Below are 16466 nucleotides of genomic sequence, written 5' to 3'. Positions count from 1 at the left end.
CTGACAGCAGGAAAACTTCGCTCGTGATGGGCCCATTTCGTCGATTACCGGACGTGCAAACCTGTCATTTCTGTTCTGTCTGACACCGAAAGCGCGGGCTTCGTGACCACCGTTCTGCTTGTGAACAGCCGGCCGATCCTCAGCGCCGGCCTCCGGTTTCTGATCGAGGCACAACATGACTTGCAGGTCGTCGGCGTCGAGGCGAGCGTCTCGTCGGCGTGTGCCGCCGTGGCGTCGATGCTGCGCCCGCCGGACGTCGTTGTGTACGAGGACCGCGACGCGGACCGGTCGACTTTCGAGAAGCTACGGCAGTTGTCGCAACGCGCGGGCTCTCCCGCCGTCCTCCTGGTCACCGATGAGTACAGCGAGGACACGGCGCTGGGCGCGCTCATTGCGGGTGCGCGCGGTTACCAGCCGGCGACGGTCCCCACCCGGCAGCTCGTCGACAGTGTCCGATCGGTCGCTTCCGGAGGTCTTGTCCTTCCGGCTCGCGCACACCAGGATCTGGTCACCCGGCTCAGACCGCAGTTCGACTCGCGTCACCGGAAGGCGCTGGCCAGGCTCACCGAGCGAGAGCGTCGTGTGCTCGCGCTGCTGGAAACGGGACTGTCGAACCATGACATCGCGCGCGAGCTTCACATCGCCGAGGCGACCGTGAAGAAGCACCTGACTCACCTCCTTCGTAAGCTCGGCGTGCAAAGCCGGTTGGAGGCGGCCCTGTACGCCACGGGCTCGCCCGGCCGCGATCGCTTTCGTGGCGCGGAAAGCCGTGCCTCCGCGTCATGATTCGGCGGCCACACGGATGTTCCGCGACGCATCGGATCCGTGATCGCCACCGGCCGCTACGCGCTCTTCGTGGCGCTGAGGGTGGCTCAGGGTTGCAGGTTTTCCAGGTCCTCCAGGAGACTCGCGTGGACCGGCTGCCACCCGAGGGTTTCGCGGGTGTGGGCGCTCGATGCGGGCTGGTCCATCACGAAGATCGGGCCGAACGGGCCGAAGTTTTCCGCCGGCACGGGCTGCACCGGCAGGTTCAGCCGGCGACCGACGACGGTGGCGATGTCGCGGACCGCGTCGCCCTCGTCGGCGACGGCGTGCCAAGCCGTTCCAGCCGGCGCCGATTCGAGGACCAGCCGGAAGAGGGCGGCCGCGTCGCGGGCGTGCACGGCAGGCCAGCGCTGGGTGCCGTCGCCCGGGTAGCCGGCCACTCCGCTGCGGCGCGCCTGCTCGGCGAGCAGGCCGGCGAATCCGCCCTTGCCTTCGTTGTGGACGGTGCGCGGCATCCGGACCGCGGTGGCACGGACGCCGCGTGACGCCAGTTCCAGCAGTGCATTGACGGACCGCGCTCGACCGCCGACGGGTCCGTCGGTCGGCAGCGGGTCGGCCTCGGTGGAGGCGCGGCCCGCGATCCACGGTGTTCCGGAGACGGTGACGATCGGCCGGTCGCTGCCGATGAGCGCCTCGCCCAAGGTGGCCATAGCGGCGCTCTCCTCGGTGATGGCTGCCGCGAGCGCATCCGGCCTGCTGAAGTCGTGTCCGAAAGCGAGGCTGATCACCCCGTCGGACTGCGTGGCCGCGGATCGCAGGACGTCGAGGTCCGAGATCGCTCCGCGCACCACCTCGGCGCCGGTGTCCTTGAGGGTCTGCTCGGAGCTGTCCGAACGGGCCAGCGCGAGAACGGTGTGGCCGTTGGCAAGCAGTTCGGCGACGACGGCGGAGCCGATGGTGCCGGTACCACCGGTGACAAAGACGTGCATGGACTCTCCTGGAAGTGATGGGACTACTGTCGCATCACCACGATAGCAGGGTGACGAGACACGTGTCGCATCACCTAGAATCGACCTATGCCGCGATGGGAACCGGGAGCGCGTGAACGACTGGTCATCGCTGCCGTCGACCTGTTCACTGAGCAGGGCTATGACGCCACGACGGTGGCGGAGATCGCCGAGCGCGCCGGGGTCACCAGAAGCACCTTCTTCCGGCACTTCTCCGACAAGCGCGAGGTCCTGGTCGCCGGGCAGGAGACGCTGAGCGGGCTGCTGGCCGAGGGGATCGCCGAGGCGCCCGAAAACGCCAGCCCGCTCGAAGCGGTCGCCGCCGGCCTCGAACGCGCGTCGAGTGCGATGGGGCCGATGAACCGCGAGCTGGGCCCCCGCCTCAAAGCAGCCGTGGCGGCCAGCGCGGAACTTCAGGAGCGGGACGCCCTCAAGAGCGTCGGCCTCGCCGCCGCCATGACAGCCGCGCTCATCGCCCGCGGTGTCCCCGACCCCACCGCGCACCTTGCTGCCGAACTGGGGGTCCTCGCCTTCAAGCGGGGCTATGCGCAATGGAGCGAAGCCGACCGTGAGGACACAAGTGGTCTGGCGCCCCATGCGCTCGCCGCCCTGGAAGACCTCCGCACGGCAACTACGACGCTGGGCTGAACATCGCCGGCACGATGTGAAGAACTTCTTCAAGCGTATTTTCGGGCTCTGACCGGCCACGATGAAGGCCCCTGACCGGCGGATACAGCCGGCCAGGGGCCTTCATCGATCAGCCGGGGGTCACCCGTCGGATTCGTTGGCCGGGATGTATGCGCCCGGCACCTGGTCGGGGGCGTAGACCTTGTCCTCACCCGGGTAGGGCTGAGTCCAGTCGTGCGCCTCGTACCAGTCGAAGTGGTTCATCTGCGCGGGGTTGGTCGAGTCGGCGCGCGCGTCAGGACCGGTCAACTGCTGCTGCGATTTCCAGTTGTCCCACTTGCCGGCGACGTCCTGCTTGTCGGCGGGCACCGTCGTCGACGGCGCGGGTGCGGCGGCCGGGTTCTGCGGCGCCGGGGTGTCCGGACCACACGCAGGCAGCGTCTTGAGGCCCGCGGTCAGCGAGGTCCGGTTGGGCAGTGCGGTGAACGGCGTGAAGTCGGGGTTCTGGGTGAACGCCCCACGCATCGGGGTGGCCGCGCTGTCCTTCTGGTTCATCGGCTGGATCCCGAGGATCTGCTCAATGGTCCGGACCATGGTGATCTGCGAGTAGTAACGGCTGTCGACGACGCCGTGCTGGGCGTACGGGCTGATGATCTGGATCGGCGCCCGGTGTCCGTCGATGTGGTCCGAACCAGCCTGCGAGTCGTCCTCGACGACGAAGATCGCCGAGTCCTTCCAGTACGGGCTGTGCGAAATCGTGTCGACGATCTGGCCGGTGGCGAGGTCGTTGTCCGCGACCTGTGCGGCCCCGTTCGGCGGGCCACCGGTGTGGTCACTGGAGAGCCAGAACATGTTCAGGTTCGCCGGACCGTTCTTCTCGAAGTCCTGCTTCCAGATCTGCGCCCGGTAGATGTCCGGGACAGACGTGTCGAACTTCGGGAACCCGTGCACCGACACGTTGTTCAGCGACGGGATCGGCGACGACGAAACCAGCGGGTACGCGGTGTTCTTCCCGGTCGCCTGCATGTCCTTGGTGTCGCAGTACAGGTTCTGCCAGCTGGCACCTGTGGGCTTGGTCAGGAACTGCTGGAACTCTCCGAAGTCACGGACGGTCTTGCCGGCCGCTTGCGCCCCGCTCCAGAGGAACCCGGACTTCTGGTGGCCGAGCGCGTCGTCCTCGGTGTCGTAGCTGCGCAGGTACTCGCCGGCCGAAGATTCGGTGTACTCCGGGTCGTCGGCCTGCATCAGCCAGTTGTGTCCCTCGGCGGAGTTCGTGCCGATGTCGTAAGTGTTGTCGTACAGCCCGAACTGCTTCGCCAGCGCGTGCTGGTTCGGCGTGACGTTCTCGCCGTACTGCGTCAGTGACGGGTCGCCGTTGCCCTGCGGAATGTCGCCGTAGACCTGGTCGTAGGTCCGGTTTTCCTTGACGATCAGGAAAACGTGCTTGATCGCGGAGGGATCGCCGAGCTTCAGCGGGACCGGCACCGGGTGCTTGTCGCCGGTGCCGTCGGTCAGCGAGACTGAGCCGCCGTGCCAGCCGTTCTGGGTGAACACCTTGCCGGTCTCGCCCTTGATCACGTCATCGCCGGGCAGCGTGAAATGCGTGAGGCTCGAAGTGGTGTCGTGGGTGCCGTGCGCGTTGCCGGTGGAGCGGCGCGCGTCGACACCGCGGGTGTTCGACACGACGACCTGGTTGCCGACGGTGGTGATCTCCGCCGGGAAGTAGTCCGTCGGGAGCAGGCCGACGTAGCTGACCGGCTCGAGTGGGTTGGTATAGCGGTAAACGGCGACCGCGTTGGCGCGGCCGAGCGTCACCAGCAGGTGCCCGTCGTCGGTGAGCGTCACCGCGTCGGGCTCGTAGCCCACGGAGGCCTCCGGCCACGGCTGGGTGGCAATGGTCTGCACCACTTTGTCGTTCGCGGTGTTGATGACCGAAACGTCGTTGCTGGCGGTGTTGGTGACGAACACGGCACCGTTCTTGGCGTACACCGCGCTCGGGTGCAGGCCGACGTCGATGCTCGCCGGGGCCGCGGCCGGGTTCGCCAGGTCGATGACGCTGACCGTGCCGGTGGTGGTGGCACCGGTGTTGGGATCCGCCGGAACCTGGGTGTTGTAGGAGTTCATCGTGGTGTCGCCGGGGCCGGCGGGGCGCCCGCCCTCGTTGCTGACGTAGAGCTTGCTGCCCACGTCGACCAGACCACGCGGGGCGTTGCCCACGGCCCAGCTCTGCTTGATCACGCCGGTCGCGGCATCGATGGCGACGACACGGTTCTGGCCGTTGACCGCGGAGTACACAGTGGACCCATCGGGCGAGAACACCGCCGCCGCCACCAATGCGTGCTTGGCGCCGTCCGCGGGGATCGACACGAACGTCGGGTTGGCGAGCGTGCCGTCGGGGTTCACGGTGAACCTGCGGTAGCCGTCGGTTTGCCCGAGCCACAGCTGTTTGCCGTCCGGCGAGTACGTCGGGCCTTCCTGTCCCACGTCGTTGCCGGGGATGCGCAGGTTCGCCGCCGCGTTGTTGCCGACGAGCTGCTGCACCTTCCAGCTCTTGAGGTCCACAATGGACAGAGCCTCGCCGCCGTCGGTGATGGCGGCCGCGAGGTGGGTGCCGTCCGGGCTGACCGTGGACGACATGATCTTGCCGTTGTTGATGACCGTGCGGTCGCCGTACGGCGCGATGTACTGGTCGTCCGAGACGACCTGGCCGTTGTCGGTGACCTGGCCGACCTGGTCGTTGCCGAACTGCTGGGTCTGGGCGAGACCGACGCCGCCGCCGACCGCGACGAGTGCGACGGCTGTGCCGCCGGCCGTCACGAGGCGTCTGCGGCGACCGCGGGGCTGGCCGAGTAGGCGGGAACCGCCCTTCTCGACACGCCTGCGCGTTACCTGCATTTGGTTCATCCCTTCGGTGTGGTGGGGAGCAACTCGACGTCGCCGTCGAACTGCCAGAGCGGGTTCGGGACGTCCCCGTCCGGGGTGCGCACTGGGAAGTAGCCGTTCACTTCCTTCGGTCCGTCGCCGTCGGCGACGTACCGCCCGTCCGGGGTGACGTCGAGCTGGTAGATGGCCGTCCCCGTGGCCGCGACGTCGGGGAGATGCCAGGACACGACGCAACGCCAGTCGTTACCCGGTCCCTGCTGGGAGATCCGCCCGTCGCCCTTGGTGCACGCGGCGGTGGCCGCCAGCTGTGCCTCGGTGACGTCGGGGCGGTTGAGTTGCGCGGTCTGCAGGCGGTAGAGGTGGGCGAACGCCGTGGCGACCGAACGTTGCACCTTGTGCTGCTCGATTCCCGAGCCCGTCGCGGGTGCCGCCGACGCGATGATCGCGACCGTGACGGCCAGGAGCGCGGCCAGCGGCAGGACCCCGATGGTAATGGCGCGGCGGATCGAGCCGTCACTGGCGAGGTTGGTGAAATCGCGCCGCAGGAAAAGCCGGTATGCCGCGGCGGCCGCCACGACGGCCCACGCCAGGCTGACGCCGACGCCGATCACCAGCGGGCCCAGCTGGACCGGACCGGTGAACAAACCGTTCCAGGCGATGAAGGCGTAGCTGGGCAACGCGAGGCGGACGGCGACGGGAAGCGGCAGCAGTTGCGCCAGCCCCAGCACGAGCGCGACGACCACCGGCAGCAGCAGCCCCATCGGTGACCGTCCAAACGCGACAGAACCGAGCAGCCCGATCGCCGCCAGCGTCAGCGTCGGTGCAAGCGTGCACAGCCAGGCGAGCAAAACCTTGCCGGCCGCGTCGCCCGGCGGCAACAGACTGCCGTCGAGTCCGACCAGCGAGTGGTTCCCGACCGCCACCAGTCCGCCGACGATGCCGGAAACCGCCAGCCCGGCCACCAGCAGGAAGATGACCGTGAGGCTGGCCAACGTCTTCGCCACGAAGATCCGGCGATACGACCGCACCGCGACCAGCAGGTGGCGCCACGTACCGAGGCGGTCCTCGGCGGCGAACACGTCACCGGCGATCAGGGAAGTCAGCAGCGGAAGCGCGTAGCTACCCGCAAAACCCAGCAACACCAGGGATCCGGCCCATCCCGTCGTGTTCATCCAGCGGCCGAACAGGGTGTCGACGGGCAGGTCGCTCTGCTGGCTCACCGCCGCGACGAAGACCGCGGGCGCCAGCCAGCAGGCGATGATCAGCAAGCGATTTCGCCACTGGGAAAGGAGTTTGACCAACTCGAAGCGATAGCCGCGCGCCACCGTGACCGGGCGGACGGCGACGGGCGGGGCATCGGTGACGGTCATCGGGTGGACTCCTGCTGCTCGGTGAGGGCGAGGAACGCGGCCTCCAGCGGTGACACCGTGGGTGCGAGTTCACGCACCGCGACTTCCGCGCGGACGAGCCGCGTCACCAGTTCGTCGAGTGCGGGCACGTGCGCCCGTACGACGAGAACATCTTGCGTGCCAACGTCATCGACGATGTGGATGCCGGGCGCGTCGAGTGCCAGCCGGCGGGCTTCTCCGGGGGCGGAGGTGCGCAGCCGGTAGTCGAGTTCCCGGTTTTCGGCCGACAATTTGCTGAGCGGGCCGGAAAAGACGACGCGTCCGGTCGCGAGGATGGTGGCCTCCGCACACAATGCCTCGATATCGTCCATCCGGTGGCTGGAAAGCACGACGGTGGTCCCGTCCGCCGCGAGCTTGGTGAGGACACCGTGTACGTGTTTTTTGCCCGCCGGGTCCAGGCCGTTGGACGGTTCGTCGAGTACCAGCAGGCGAGGGTTGGTGAGCAGCGCCGCGGCGAGCCCGAGCCGCTGCCGCATGCCGAGCGAGAACCCCCGGACCCGGTCGTCGGCGACGTCGGTGAGCCCGACCTCGGCGAGCACCTCATCGATCCCCGCGGTCCGCGCGTCACGACCGTGAAGAGTGGCCAGTGCGGCAAGGTTCTTGCGGGCGGTCAGCGACGGGTAGAGCCCGGGCCCGTCCACGAATCCGGCGACACCACCGGGTGTTCCGTCGAGTGGCGCACCCAGCACCTCCAGCCGGCCTTCGTCGGCGACGGCCAGGCCGAGTAACAGGCCGAGCAAAGTGGTCTTTCCCGCGCCGTTGGGGCCCACCAGGCCGTGGATCTGGCCCTGCGCGACATCCAGGTCAATCCCGTCGAGCGCGATGACCTCGCCGAAACACTTGGTGACGCCACGAGCCCGTATCGCCGGGGGTGTCTCCATCAACGCTCCTTACGTTCTCGCGGCTCAGCCACAGGAACGTAAGGAGAGGACATGAAGGGGCCCGCCTGGGTCGGTGAACTTTTCCCGAACGGGAGCAAACCGGTGTGGCATTAACGGTGTTCGCGGACATTTCGGACGGATGCGGATTCAGTGGCCCAGTAGATCGAGGGAGACTTGCCACAGCTTCCGGGCGGTGTCGGGGTCGAGCGCCCATTGCTTGACCGCGTGGCTGTTGCCGGCCAGTTCGGCATCGTCGGGCACGGTGTCCGCTTCGTTGCCGTCGTCGAGGTAGTGGCCACCGGTGTGGGCGAACTCCGGCGCGGTCGCGGCGACCAGGGTGGTGGCGGCGCCCTGCTGGACGCTCTTGTAACTGAAGACGCCCGCGGCTTCGAGGCGGTCGAGGTGGTCTTTCATGTCCTGGGTGAAGTCCCGTTGCAGACCGGTGGACACCCCGCCGGGGTTGACCGCGTTCGCGACGATCCCGTCGGCCGCCCAGCGCCGGGTGGCTTCCACGGCCAGCAAGCAGTTCGCGGTTTTGGACTGCCCGTAGGCGAGTTGGGGATCGTAGGCGCGCCGGGTGAAGTGGATGTCGTCGAAAACGACCGGTGAGTACATGTGCGCCCCGGAGGTCAAGGCGACGATCCGGGCTCCGTCCCGCTCGGCCGCGCCGGCGGCGAGCGCTTGATATAGACCAATAGTCAGGGCGAAGTGGCCGAGGTGATTGGTCGCGAACTGCAATTCCCACCCCTGCACGGTCCGGGCTGGCGCGGAGGCCATGATGCCGGCGTTGTTGATCAACAGATGGAGTGGCCCGTCCCAGTCGTCGACGAATCGGGTAATCGTGGCGAGGTCGGCGAGTTCGAGGTGGGCGACGTGGACGGCGCTGTTCCCCGTGGTCGCGGCGATGTCCTTGGCGACATCGGTGCCGGCGCCGATGTCGCGTACGGCGAGGGTGATCTCGGCGCCGGTACTGGCGAGAGCGCGGGCGGTCTCACGGCCGAGCCCCGAGGTGGCGCCGGTGACGACGGCACGGACGCCGGTGAGGTCGAGTCCGGTGACGACATCATCGGCGGTGCTGCCGGCGTCGAAGGCGGTGGTGATCAGCGGCATTTCCCTACACTATACAAAATAAGCATAGGTTGTATAGTGTGCTGGTGAGCGACAATGATCGGCGTACCCATGTGCTGGACGCGGCCCTGCTGGTGTTCGCTCGCTACGGCTACCGCAAGGCGTCGATGGACGATGTGGCGAAGGCCGCCGACATCTCACGGCCCGGTCTGTACTTCCACTTCCCGTCCAAGGCCGAGCTTTTCCGGGCCGCCGTGGAGCATGCGCTCGACGACAGCATCAAGGCGGCGAAAAATGCCCTCGCCGATCCCGATCGGCCGCTGCGCGAGCGGCTGATCGACGCGTTCGACCACTGGGCCGGCCGTTATGTCGGACCGATGTCCGAGGAGATCGGCATTCTGATCGACTCGAATCCCGAGCTGCTCGACGCGATGCCGGTCGAATATCCCAAGCGTTTCCTCAGGATCGTCGTCGCGGCTCTCGCCGCCGACGCGTCCGGCCACACCGGGATCCGCCCGATCGACGTGGCCAGGACGTTGCTCAGCACGGCGAACGGGATCAAGCACGATGTGCGCACTCGCAAGGAGTTCCGAGCGCGGATGACCATCGCGATCGACCTCTACTGCGCTCGATGACTCCGCCACGTGACCGGCACCGACTTGACTCCGCGGATGACGCCGTAGCTGCGTTGCGGCACGAATCCTTGGGGGGCACGGAAATCGGGGATCGCCGCGAGGAGTTCTTCGCAGATCACGCGCAGTTCCACTCGTGCTATGTGGAGTCCGAGGCAGCGGTGGGCGCCTGCTCCCCAGCCGAGGTGGGGTTTGCGGGGCCGGCCGAGCTTGAACTCGTCCCCATCGGGGAAATACTTTTCGTCGCGGTTGCCCGAGCCCCAGGTGAGCAGCATGCGATCCCCCTTGTGCAACGGCACCCCCGCCAGCTCGGTGTCGGTGACGACGGTCCGGCCGGTCGCCGCCACCGCCGATTCGTGCCGCACGCTTTCCTCGATCACCTGCGGAAGTAATCCGGGGTCCGCCACCACCCGGCGCCGCAGTGCATCGTCACAGGCCAGCTCCAGCAGAATGCTCGCCAGCTGATCGGTCGTGGTCAGGTTTCCGGCCGCCACCAACAGAAACGCGAACTTCAGCAATTCATAATCGTCGGCGAGGCGTCCGCCGATATCGCTGTTGACCACCGAGGTGAGCACATCGTTCCCGGACGCGCCGCGACGTGCCCGGATCTGGGCGAGCAGGAAATCGGTGTACTCCTGCCCTGCCTCCGAGGCCTCCTGCTCACTGCCCGCACCGGCCAGGCGATGCACCAATGACGCGAGTATCGGCCGCTCCGGCTCGGGGATGCCCAGCAGCGAAGCCACCACCAGCGGCGGGATCCGTGCACACAGATCCGGCACGAAATCCGCCTCACCACGCGGAACCAGCTCAGCGACCAGCTCGCGCGCCACCCGCCGCACATACCCGGCATGACCTGCCGCGGCACGGGGCGTGAAAAACGGCTGCAAATGCCGCCGCCACACCGCATGCTCGGTGAGATCCTGCTCGAACAACGGCGCGATCACCCGCCCCGTTTCCGGGGCCACCACCACCGCTCCGACCTCGGCAGCCGAGGAAAAGATCTCCCCGTGTTCGGCGACCGTCCGCAGTTCATCGGCCCGGGTCACCACATACATCCCGCCGTGCGCCTCGCTGTGCGCCACCGGACACTCCCGGCGGAACTCCCGCAACGTCTCGTGCACGGTGTCACCGATATGCGGATCCAAATGGTCGAAACCACGGGCGAGCTCGTGCACCGTCACTCGTACTCCTTGGCTGGCGGCGACTAAGGGCGCACAACCATTGAGTCCAGATTTCTCCGCGCGAAAGCAAGGAAATGCCCCCGTCTGGCCTATTTCGCGGCACTCTGGTGCAATTCACGCTGTCCGATCGGGCGTAACGAACGGTCAGTATTCGACCGTCGTGCGGCGTGACGGGGTTGTTGCGGCCGGGGCCAGGACCAGTAACACCGCCACGGCGGTCAGTGCCCAGAAGGCCGGATTGTGGGCAGCGCCGGAGCTGGTGGACAGTGCGGCGAGGCCATTGATCCCGGCGGCGGCGCCGAGGTTGCGCAGCAGCGTGGCTGACGACGTGGCGACACCGAGTTGCCGTGGCGGAGCCTGGTCCTGCATCAACGCCAGCGCGGCGGCGGTGACCGCACCGGTGCCGAGGCCCACCGCGGCGCCCACCGCCCACGGGAGGATGCCAAGGGCGGCACCCGAAGCGCCGATCACGAGCAGTATCGCGCCCACTGTCATCGGAATGCGGTAGCCGCGGGCGTTGAGCATGCCGCCCGTCACCGCGCTGGCCACCACCCAGCCCAGCGCGGCCACCCCGATGATCACGGCGATTCCCGTGGTGGTGGTGCCCCGCGCGGCCAGCTGCACCGGCAACACCGTCACCGTCGCGTACATCACCATGCACGCCCCCAGGGTGGCCACCGCGCCCGCACCGGACGGGGTCGCCCGCAGCGCGCTGGAAACCAGCAGCGCACCGCGGGATCGGCGAACTCCGGCGAGCAACACCACACCGAGGACGGCGGCGACGATCCCGCCGGCGACACCCAGACCGAGCCCGGAAGCCTGCAGCGCCAGCAAAATCAGGGCCGCGCCGCCGATGAGCATGCTGTACTCACCGGCAGGAAACAGCGCCCGGCCGGTGGAATTCACCGACGCCCGGCCGGGAAGTCCGAATAGGACAGTCGCAGCGACGAGGAGGCACAGCGGCACGTTGAGCAGGAACACCCACCGCCAGCCCCACGCACCGGTGATCGTGGCACCCAGCACCGGGCCGACAACCGCGGCCACTCCCCACACCGTGCTGAGCAGACCCTGTGCGGCGGCGCGGCGCTCCGGCCCGTATAACCGGCCGACGATCACGTAGCTGGACACCACCAGGGCACCCGCCGCGGCCCCGTGCAAAACCCGCGCCACCACCAGCAGCACAAAGGAGTGGGCGACACCGGCGAGCAGCGACGCGGCAAGGAATGCCCCGGCCGCGGCCACCATCAGCACCCGGCTCCCGATGCGGTCGGCGATCCAGCCGGTGACCGGGGTGGCCGCAACCTGCGCCAGCAGGAATCCCGAGACGAGCCAGGCGTAGCCGCCACGGGTGGCACCACCGACGTCATGAATCACCGTGGGCAACATGGTTCCCACCACGGTGGCGTCCATGGCCGCCATCAGCAGCCCCAGCACCGCCGCGGCCACCACCGCCTTCCGTGCGACACCACCGGATCCCGCCGTCGCCGTGGCGGCGTCCGGAGAGGTCATGCCGCACCTCCGGCCGCGCCGAGAGCCAGTACGGCACGGGGGCCGCGATGAACCCATGTCTGTCCGGAGAAATCGGCGAGCAACCGGTGCAGTTCGTCGTCGACCATCTCGTCCACGTCGCGCAACGAGCCGTCCGGAGCGAAGAGCTGCGCGCCGAACCGGCGGGTCATCTCCAACTGCACGACGGCAGCCGGGTTACCCGTCACGAAATCCACGCCGAGCGTTTCAGCCGTCGCTTGCTGGAACGCACCGGCAAGCCGGCGGTTGAGCTCCTCGATCGCGGACACCAGAGTCCGCACCCGGTCTCGTTGCCGCGAATCCAGAGCCGGGTAGAGCAGTTTCATCGCCACGTGGTCGATCTTCACGTGGCGGGCCTCGTCGAGACCGTGGGTGTGCAGCAGCCGGGTGAGGAACCGGTTACGCATCGGGTCCAACGCGTCGGTGCGGTGTTCGAACACCGTGATCACCGACTCGCCCACATACGCCGAGCAGCACAGGGCGATCAGCTTGACGTAGGGATGGTCGTCGGTCTGGAAAACCGCGAGCCGTTCGCCGAACAGTCCGGCGTCGACCCGGGGCTCCACATTGGACAGTGAACGCACGTACCGGTAGAACGTGTTGGCGTGCTGGATCTCCTCCGCGGCGAAGCAGGACAGCGCGTGGTGCAGTTCATGGCCGGTGTTGATCTCGTCGGGCCGGTCCTGCAACTCGCCGAGCACGAGCGTCATCACGGCGCTGACATGCCGTTCGATTTCCGCCAGCTGCGCCAGTTCCTTGGTGATATATGCCATCGCCTGCCGTTCGTGGCCACGCTCGCCGAAGGCCATTTCGGACAGGAACGGCAGCTCTGCGGGCGCGGTGGCCTCCGCCCAGTCGAAGGCGTTGGGATGGAAGGTGTTGACATGGGCCAATCGGGTGATCGAGGCCAGCTCGCCGCGGATCTGTGCGGCCACGTCCGATCGTTCAGCCAAGGTCACGTTCGTACTCCTTGTAGCCGTCCTCGATGCCGATGGTGATGTCGTGAATGCGTGCCCAGCCATTGGCGATGAAACTGCTGTCCCGAAGCTTTTCGATGAAGTAGTAATAGGCCCGCAGATCCTCGGTGGTGACCAGGAAGAAATCCGAGAATCCCGTGGCGAACGCTTCGGCGTCGAAATGCCTGATCGACAGCTTGTCGGAAAACGGCGCAACGATCTCGCGCTGGAAAACCTCTTCATGAGCGTTGCGTTCGGCGCGGTCCAGTTGCAGCCACGAGGGGGAGAACTCGTAGCGGATGATGATGCCGTACCTCATGCCGCGACCTTTTCCTTGGCGTAGCTCTGGGAGTTGAGGATCGTGCGGTCCGGATCGGTGATCGCGCGCCGGCCGTGCATGACCCGCGAGTTGTCGATCAACACGATGTCACCGTCCTGCCAAGCGATCTCCTCGGTGAGCTTCTCGGTCACCTCGGTGTATTCCGCGACCGCGTCGTCCGGGATGCGCGTGCCGTCGGCGAACCGGATGTCCGGTGCCTCGTAGTTGAAAGACGGACCCAGAATGCTGTTCGCCCACGCGACCCGGCTGGACCATTTGGTCGGGTGTGCGGCGTACATGGCGTACTCGTAGCGCAGGTCTCCGCCTTCGTTGATTTCCACGAACGAGGCCTGACTACCGGGGTTGGCCAGCTGATAAAGGCTCTCGACCGTCATGTCCTCCGGGGTGCGCCCGTCGTTGGCGAGGAACGCGGCCAGCCGCCGCCACAGCGCCGCCGGGACGTTGCGCGCAAACGTGATGGGCTGGGCGGTGAACAACTGCCGGGTGCTCTCCGACAACGCCTCCCACACCCGGTAGCCGTCGCAGACGGTCGTCTGCGAACCGGAACCGGCGGCCTTGACACAGTGGAACCACAGCAGATCGGGGGCGAAGGGAGTGGCACCGTTTTCCAGGTGCAGACCGATCGGGTCGTGCCCGGAATCGACTTTCTGCGCGGCCGAACCGTGGAACGTCCTTGCCGGGTCGAGTGTTGTGCGGGAGCTGTGCCGCTGCACGAGCGCGTTGAAATCCTCTACGCTCGCCGGGAAACCGCGAATGAGGAGGTGGCCGGCGTCGGCGAGCAACTCCACCAGACCGACCTGGTCGATCTCGGCCAGAGATGCCTGCCCGGTGGCGGGCGTGACGAGCAGGCCGTCACCTTCGCCGAGGCGGGTGAAGTCAATGGTCATGACGGAACCAGCTCCTTGAAAATCTGTTCACGGCGCGGCCGTCCGGTCACCGTGAAATAGCGAGCGCGGAAGGCTTTGCCGTCGGGGACGACGATGATGCGCTCTGGTCTGTCCACTTCGGATAGTTGCCGTGCGGCGAACGCGTGGGCCTGGCGGCGCAGTTCTTCCTCATCGGGTTCCGCATCGGGGTGGGTGACCAGTACCGCGACGAGATGTTCCAGCCCGTCGCCGAACACGACGGCGTCGAGCACCCCGGGACAGCCACGTAACCGGCCTTCGACCCACTCCGGCGAGACGTTGCGACCGTGGCTGGTGATGATGACGTTCTTCAAGCGGCCGAGGATGCGGACGAACCCGTCGGCATCGATCTCCGCCCGGTCCCCGGTGTGCAGCCACCCGTCGGCGTCAACGGGCCTGCTGGTGGGGTCCTCCACCGTGTAGCCCGCGAACAGGGTCGGAGATTTGACGAGCAGTTCACCGGCGGCGGAAAGTCGCACGGTGCAATGCGGCAGCGGTTTGCCGACCGTGCCGGGCCGCCAGTCATCCGGCGTGTTCCAGGCGACCACGGAACTGTTCTCCGACAACCCATAGCCCTCATGCACGCGGAGCCCGGCCGCATCCAGCCGGTGCAGTTCCTCGTCGTTGACCGGCGCGCCCCCGGCCATCAGGAACGGCCGCGTCCCACTGAGTACGCCGTCGAGGTCGCCTTCGCTCACGGCCTTGCTCAGCGCGCTGACCGCGGCCGGCGGCAGGACCGTGGCACTCGGCCGGGCCGTACTGAGCCAGCTCACCACGTCACCGGCCCGCGACCCGGCGGTGCCCAGCAACGGTGTCGAGTCCGGCATCAGCACCACCCGGCCGCCGGCGCGCATCGGGAGGTAGATCGCCGCGACCTGTTCGATGAGCAGGCTCAACGGCACCAACGACAGGTACCGGTCGAACGTGCCTTCCGGTGTCACGGAATCCAGTGACCCGACCAAAATGTCGAGCGCGTCACGGCGGATCTTCACGCCCTTGGGAACTCCGGTCGTACCGGAGGTGTGGATGATCTTGACGATGCGGTCGCCGGCCGGTTCGTCCGGAAGCCTTGGCGCAGGACCGTTTTCGGCGAGCCCCTCGATCGGGACGATCGTGCCGGCACCGGCCAGTCCCCACTCGGCGAGCTTCCGTGCACCGGCCTCGTCGGCCAGGCAAATTTCGGCCTCTCCCAACAAGGAAGCGGCCTGCTCAGCGGAAAACGCCAGTGGCACCGGCACTTCCACGAAGTGCCCCAGCAGCAACGCCAGATCCGCGGCCACCCACGCGGGAGTGTTGCCGGCGATCAGGCCGACCACCGCGCCCGGTGCTGTGCTGCGGTTCGCCAACGCGTTCCGGATGTGATCGCTCCAGGCCCGAACCTGGCCGTAGGTCACCGTTTCGGCGACCGTCCCGTCTTCGGCCAACTGCTCGACCAGTACCCGGTCCTGGTACTGGGCGGCGAAAAGGCTGTCCCGTACCGTGCGCATCAGGCCGCCCCGGTCGCTGGGGCCGCGTAACCCGTTACGGACAGCCGGGCCGTGCGATCGACCTGCCGCTCCAGTTGTGCGTCATAACCGCGGAGGTCGACGTAGCCGGTGACGGGGTTGGTGTCGTAGTAGGTACCCCATCGGTGGCGCAGGTCGACCGGCAGATCGTGTTCCTTCGCTTCGGCCATCGGCACGAACTCGATGCCGAGACGGCCCACCGTGCGGGCGATCAGCTCCGTAATCGTGCAGACGATGAACTGTGCGCCCTGACACCAGCACAATGCCGGCAACATCGTCAGCAAGCGAACTCCGCCGCCGCCGGCAGCCGCCATCGGCCCGATCTCGACGACCGTGTGCGGATCGACTTGTTCACCGAATAGTGCGGCCAAAGCCTGTTCTGGTGGCGATCCCAGGTAGTGTTCACTCAGCAGTGTGCGGCCCCCGCCGTGGGTCAGACCGGCACAGGCGGTCGGCCGTATGCCATCCGGCGTATCCTCGCACGCCGCGATGAAACAATCGGGGTCCGGTGTGATTTCGGCCTGATAATCCTTGCGATACCGTTCCCGCGCCACTGTCACACATGACCGCCACATGGCTGTTTCTCTAGGTGCCACAACAGTTTTCACGCATGCCCCTCAGTTCACAAGACCCGCCACATCAGGGTCTGCGAACAGCAGCGTACGGCGTGAAAGTTCCGCCGATGCCTGATTTCGGAAGTTCGGGCAACGGCCCTGTCTTTTTTTCTCTTGACGGTCACTTTGATGACCTTTATAACCGTTTGATGAACCGAATGGAAAA

15 protein-coding genes are annotated in these 16466 nt (G+C 67.2%); 3 read left to right on the top strand and 12 right to left on the bottom strand.

Translation table 11 applies throughout. The annotated features are described in order from the left end of the window. The first annotated feature begins 102 nt into the window (after positions 1-102). Positions 103-786: a LuxR C-terminal-related transcriptional regulator gene (locus tag GKO32_RS28910; RefSeq protein ID WP_154760076.1), complete on the top strand. Its 684-nt coding sequence runs from the start codon at positions 103-105 to the stop codon at positions 784-786. A gap of 86 nt (positions 787-872) precedes the next feature. On the opposite strand, the gene GKO32_RS28905 is transcribed toward GKO32_RS28910, so the two are convergent. Further along, positions 873-1754, bottom strand: a complete 882-nt coding sequence (locus GKO32_RS28905; RefSeq protein ID WP_154760075.1) for an SDR family oxidoreductase — start codon at positions 1752-1754, stop codon at positions 873-875. 87 nt (positions 1755-1841) lie between these two features. Here GKO32_RS28905 and GKO32_RS28900 point away from each other — a divergent pair, with 87 nt between their 5' ends. Beyond that, complete coding sequence (locus GKO32_RS28900; protein ID WP_154760074.1) at positions 1842-2420, top strand: TetR/AcrR family transcriptional regulator; 579 nt, start codon at positions 1842-1844, stop codon at positions 2418-2420. Positions 2421-2540: 120 nt separating this feature from the next. On the opposite strand, the gene GKO32_RS28895 is transcribed toward GKO32_RS28900, so the two are convergent. The 4 genes from GKO32_RS28895 to GKO32_RS28880 form a co-directional block, all read right to left on the bottom strand. Then, positions 2541-5294, bottom strand: coding sequence for a bifunctional YncE family protein/alkaline phosphatase family protein (locus GKO32_RS28895; protein ID WP_154760093.1), 2754 nt, complete (start codon positions 5292-5294; stop codon positions 2541-2543). A 5-nt stretch (positions 5295-5299) separates the two neighbouring features. Beyond that, positions 5300-6652 (bottom strand): ABC transporter permease, encoded by a 1353-nt coding sequence (locus GKO32_RS28890; RefSeq protein ID WP_154760073.1) that lies wholly within the window; start codon positions 6650-6652, stop codon positions 5300-5302. Beyond that, positions 6649-7572, bottom strand: a complete 924-nt coding sequence (locus GKO32_RS28885) for an ABC transporter ATP-binding protein (RefSeq protein ID WP_154760072.1) — start codon at positions 7570-7572, stop codon at positions 6649-6651. The genes GKO32_RS28890 and GKO32_RS28885 overlap by 4 nt, the downstream gene beginning before the upstream one ends. A 147-nt stretch (positions 7573-7719) precedes the next feature. Continuing rightward, positions 7720-8682 (bottom strand): SDR family NAD(P)-dependent oxidoreductase, encoded by a 963-nt coding sequence (locus GKO32_RS28880; RefSeq protein WP_154760071.1) that lies wholly within the window; start codon positions 8680-8682, stop codon positions 7720-7722. Between the two features lie 44 nt (positions 8683-8726). Between GKO32_RS28880 and GKO32_RS28875 the strand changes: the two genes are divergently transcribed. Beyond that, a complete protein-coding gene (locus tag GKO32_RS28875; RefSeq protein WP_312868707.1) occupies positions 8727-9275 on the top strand; it encodes a TetR/AcrR family transcriptional regulator in 549 nt (182 codons plus the stop codon). Here GKO32_RS28875 and GKO32_RS28870 read toward each other — a convergent pair. The 7 genes from GKO32_RS28870 to GKO32_RS28840 all read right to left on the bottom strand — a co-directional run bounded on the left by GKO32_RS28870 (position 9260) and on the right by GKO32_RS28840 (position 16261). Then, positions 9260-10453: a cytochrome P450 gene (locus GKO32_RS28870; RefSeq protein ID WP_312868706.1), complete on the bottom strand. Its 1194-nt coding sequence runs from the start codon at positions 10451-10453 to the stop codon at positions 9260-9262. The genes GKO32_RS28875 and GKO32_RS28870 overlap by 16 nt on opposite strands. 144 nt (positions 10454-10597) lie before the next feature. Then, positions 10598-11962 carry an MFS transporter gene (locus GKO32_RS28865; protein ID WP_166459768.1) on the bottom strand — a complete coding sequence of 455 codons (1365 nt, stop codon included), beginning with the start codon at positions 11960-11962 and terminating at the stop codon, positions 10598-10600. Continuing rightward, complete coding sequence (locus GKO32_RS28860; protein ID WP_154760069.1) at positions 11959-12939, bottom strand: hypothetical protein; 981 nt, start codon at positions 12937-12939, stop codon at positions 11959-11961. Before GKO32_RS28860 ends, GKO32_RS28865 begins: the two co-directional genes overlap by 4 nt. After that, positions 12926-13255, bottom strand: coding sequence for a darcynin family protein (locus tag GKO32_RS28855; RefSeq protein WP_154760068.1), 330 nt, complete (start codon positions 13253-13255; stop codon positions 12926-12928). Before GKO32_RS28855 ends, GKO32_RS28860 begins: the two co-directional genes overlap by 14 nt. Continuing rightward, positions 13252-14163 carry a TauD/TfdA family dioxygenase gene (locus GKO32_RS28850; RefSeq protein WP_154760067.1) on the bottom strand — a complete coding sequence of 304 codons (912 nt, stop codon included), beginning with the start codon at positions 14161-14163 and terminating at the stop codon, positions 13252-13254. The genes GKO32_RS28855 and GKO32_RS28850 overlap by 4 nt, the downstream gene beginning before the upstream one ends. Then, positions 14160-15668 carry an AMP-binding protein gene (locus tag GKO32_RS28845; protein ID WP_154760066.1) on the bottom strand — a complete coding sequence of 503 codons (1509 nt, stop codon included), beginning with the start codon at positions 15666-15668 and terminating at the stop codon, positions 14160-14162. The genes GKO32_RS28850 and GKO32_RS28845 overlap by 4 nt, the downstream gene beginning before the upstream one ends. Further along, positions 15668-16261: a thermostable hemolysin gene (locus tag GKO32_RS28840; RefSeq protein WP_154760065.1), complete on the bottom strand. Its 594-nt coding sequence runs from the start codon at positions 16259-16261 to the stop codon at positions 15668-15670. The genes GKO32_RS28845 and GKO32_RS28840 overlap by 1 nt, the downstream gene beginning before the upstream one ends. Positions 16262-16466: the final 205 nt, after the last annotated feature.

The organism is Amycolatopsis pithecellobii (assembly GCF_009707865.1).
In the GTDB taxonomy this organism is placed as follows: domain Bacteria; phylum Actinomycetota; class Actinomycetes; order Mycobacteriales; family Pseudonocardiaceae; genus Amycolatopsis_E; species Amycolatopsis_E pithecellobii.
This window is presented reverse-complemented; position numbering and strand designations above follow the sequence as displayed.

Excerpts from the sequence above, each read along its gene's own strand:
- GKO32_RS28905 (WP_154760075.1), bottom strand. The coding sequence starts at position 1,754 with ATGCACGTCTTTGTCACCGGTGGTACCGGCACCATCGGCTCCGCCGTC.
- GKO32_RS28900 (WP_154760074.1), top strand. The coding sequence starts at position 1,842 with ATGCCGCGATGGGAACCGGGAGCGCGTGAACGACTGGTCATCGCTGCC.
- GKO32_RS28895 (WP_154760093.1), bottom strand. The coding sequence starts at position 5,294 with ATGCAGGTAACGCGCAGGCGTGTCGAGAAGGGCGGTTCCCGCCTACTC.
- GKO32_RS28890 (WP_154760073.1), bottom strand. The coding sequence starts at position 6,652 with ATGACCGTCACCGATGCCCCGCCCGTCGCCGTCCGCCCGGTCACGGTG.
- GKO32_RS28885 (WP_154760072.1), bottom strand. The coding sequence starts at position 7,572 with ATGGAGACACCCCCGGCGATACGGGCTCGTGGCGTCACCAAGTGTTTC.
- GKO32_RS28880 (WP_154760071.1), bottom strand. The coding sequence starts at position 8,682 with ATGCCGCTGATCACCACCGCCTTCGACGCCGGCAGCACCGCCGATGAT.
- GKO32_RS28865 (WP_166459768.1), bottom strand. The coding sequence starts at position 11,962 with ATGACCTCTCCGGACGCCGCCACGGCGACGGCGGGATCCGGTGGTGTC.
- GKO32_RS28855 (WP_154760068.1), bottom strand. The coding sequence starts at position 13,255 with ATGAGGTACGGCATCATCATCCGCTACGAGTTCTCCCCCTCGTGGCTG.
- GKO32_RS28850 (WP_154760067.1), bottom strand. The coding sequence starts at position 14,163 with ATGACCATTGACTTCACCCGCCTCGGCGAAGGTGACGGCCTGCTCGTC.
- GKO32_RS28845 (WP_154760066.1), bottom strand. The coding sequence starts at position 15,668 with ATGCGCACGGTACGGGACAGCCTTTTCGCCGCCCAGTACCAGGACCGG.
- GKO32_RS28840 (WP_154760065.1), bottom strand. The coding sequence starts at position 16,261 with ATGTGGCGGTCATGTGTGACAGTGGCGCGGGAACGGTATCGCAAGGAT.